This window comes from Chryseobacterium sp. VD8 (assembly GCF_037149975.1).
In the GTDB taxonomy this organism is placed as follows: Bacteria; Bacteroidota; Bacteroidia; order Flavobacteriales; family Weeksellaceae; genus Chryseobacterium; species Chryseobacterium indicum.
Genome location: NZ_JBBCQL010000362.1, coordinates 1 through 2,576 on the forward strand (window position 1 = coordinate 1; position 2,576 = coordinate 2,576).

At 34.3% G+C, this 2,576-nt stretch carries 3 protein-coding genes and 1 pseudogene; 3 read left to right on the top strand and 1 reads right to left on the bottom strand.

All coding sequences use genetic code 11. The features are described from left to right. From WFK35_RS22065 to WFK35_RS22075, 3 genes and pseudogenes are all read left to right on the top strand, one after another. Positions 1 to 241 (top strand): annotated as a pseudogene (locus WFK35_RS22065) (DNA replication/repair protein RecF); the annotation flags it as partial. Positions 242 to 244: 3 nt separating this feature from the next. Then, the gene (locus tag WFK35_RS22070; protein ID WP_336734734.1) at positions 245 to 898 is read left to right on the top strand and encodes a hypothetical protein; all 654 of its coding nucleotides are present in this window, start codon (positions 245 to 247) and stop codon (positions 896 to 898) included. Further along, complete coding sequence (locus WFK35_RS22075) at positions 898 to 1,191, top strand: hypothetical protein (protein WP_336734736.1); 294 nt, start codon at positions 898 to 900, stop codon at positions 1,189 to 1,191. The genes WFK35_RS22070 and WFK35_RS22075 overlap by 1 nt, the downstream gene beginning before the upstream one ends. Before the next feature lie 4 nt (positions 1,192 to 1,195). On the opposite strand, the gene WFK35_RS22080 is transcribed toward WFK35_RS22075, so the two are convergent. Further along, the coding region (locus tag WFK35_RS22080) for a recombinase (RefSeq protein ID WP_336734738.1) at positions 1,196 to 2,576 on the bottom strand (1,381 nt) is incomplete at its 5' end.

The window sequence follows — 2,576 nt, forward strand, 5'->3', positions numbered from 1 at the left end:
ATCCTTCTTAATCTCTTTGAAACTGGCACAAATGAGCCTGATAAAAGAGTTAACAAAGAAAACGCCTATTCTTTTGCTGGATGATATTTTTGATAAACTGGACGACAGCCGTGTTTCTCAATTGATAGAATTGGTGAATCAGGAGAATTTCGGACAGATTTTTATTACGGATACACATCGTGAACGCACGGAAAGTGTGGTGAAGAAGATTAATGAGGAAAGTATCATTTTTGAGATTTAAGCCATGAAAAATATACTGTTTTTATTCTTTGCTTTTTGCTATTGTTTTCATTCAGGTCAAAAGAAGAAAAATCCAAAAGACCTGCTTGATGATTATGCTTCAGAAGGTGAAATCAATAAAAATTACCAGCCGGTTTCATTTGGTCAGAGAATAAAAAACTATCCTTTTAATAAAGCAAGTAAAATCAAAATCGTTTCTTATAACTTAAATTTTAAAAAGAGTTCAGGCTATATACCACCTCCACCGCCGCCAAAAACAAAAGAAGATTCTGTAAAATTGAACGAATTTTATCATCTTCCCAAGTCCATAGATTTTAGAGAGATTATAGAAAATCAATCTGAAAAAGAAATTGAAGAATCTAAAACTCTGAATTTAGAAGAAATATCAAAACTCAGTCATATTATTTTTAATACCTGTAATAAACATGTTATCACTATGTTTTCTCAGTCAGGATGCTTTTTCCCGAGAAATGCCATTGTTTTTTATGATGAAAACGACAGAATATTCGAAATAATTGAAATTTGCTTTGAGTGTGGTAATGTAGAAAGCTATCCTTCAAAATTTTTCAACTGGAAAAAAGCCTGTGAATTTATATATCCTGAATTAGAAAAATTTTTCCAAAGCAAAGGTTTACAAACACAATACATCAGTAAATAATGAAGAAGAAAAAACGTGAATTCCAGTCCTCGGAACTTGTGAAATCTTTTGCCAAAATTCATGGTTTTGAGCATAAACTTTTAGCTTTTGAGATTAAAGATTTTCTTTCGGATTATCTTGATGAAAGCCTTTTCAACGAAATTAAGAGCGTAAATATTGAAAATAAATGTGTTTACATAAAGATCAGTTCACCTTTATTAAAGCACGATTTTCAGATGCGTAAAAGTTTTTTCCTGAGAAAATTTCAGGATAAATTCGGCATGGAGAAGTTTGATGATCTTCAGATATTGTAAAATTTTACTCTTCTTCAGATTTTGCCGTTTTTGTACTGCTCATCAGTTCGTCTGCTCTTTTATCAAGACCGGATCGTATCGGAAGGAAAAATTTCAGCGGGTGCTTTAAAAAATACCTGAAAATTCCTTTGTACAGTTCTCCTACCTGTCCGAAATTCAGTTTTCTGGATCTGAAAGCCAGAAACATAGACAGACTGAAACTTACCAGAAAATTGAAAAACCCGATCAGGAAAACCGTTATCAGAGAAATGAAAAAGGTATAAGAATCAATTGTGAAATCTTTGCCGTACAATCCCAAAGCTAAATTTCCTGCCGCAAAAGTAATGTGGCGAATATCAAGATCCAGTCCCAGGAATAATCCTACCGGAGCTGTTGCCCCAAGAAATACACCAAACCAGAAGTTGGATACAATTCCGGGCCAGTTTTTAGCGTAATATTTGGATAATCCTTTAGCGAAATTTTTACCGAACAATCGGCTGATGGAAATATTTTTAGCAATTCTTTCCGGAATCTGATAAAATACCGAGTTGTTTCCGATATTTCCTGAAATAATCCCTGAAATAAAAAGATAAAATCCGGCAATACACGCATGAAGAATGGCTTTGGATTTAAAGGGATCTAAATCTTTCAGCAATTTATCTGATCTTTCTATGGCTAAATTTTGTGAGAAAAATACATCAAGTCCGTAAATAATCAGCAAAGCAACAGGAAAAGAAAGCAAAACATTTCCTACAAAAGCAATAAACTGGCTTCTGAATAATTTGGAAACCAAATGGGCAAATTCTGTACTGCTGCTTTTGATATTTCCTTCTTCAGCAAGAACTTTCGTCATTGTTGCCGCCGTCATTGCAGGCTGTTTTGTTGCTAAAGTGAAACCCATAAGATAGATCATCACAAACCCCATCGCATAATTCATGGAATACAAAAAGGCATGGGAAAAATCGCTTCCGGGAATGTATCCGTACAGCATTTTCAGTACGCATAATGCACCTACAATAATTCCTCCTCCACTCGCTTTGTAGAACATCGTCATGTACTCTTTCCGACTCGAAGTAATGTAATGGGTTCCTGTTTCAGCAGTGTGATTCGTGATCAGGTGCGAAATCAGCCTTGTACTGTCGTTGATGAGTTCAGAAATATTATTCCTGTGAGATTTATAGCTTAAAATATTAAAAACCAACTGTTTGGAATTCAACAAAACATCTTTCTCCTCATCAATAACCAATAACTGAATGATTTCAAAAATTCGCTGTACCTGTTGGCGGATTTTAAGAAGAGACTGATTGATTTTCCCCGAAATTCCGTATTTTGAGGAGTTTTTAAAGGCAATATTTACAAATTCCAGACATTGCTCGATATAAATTTTAATCTGCTTATAACGGCTG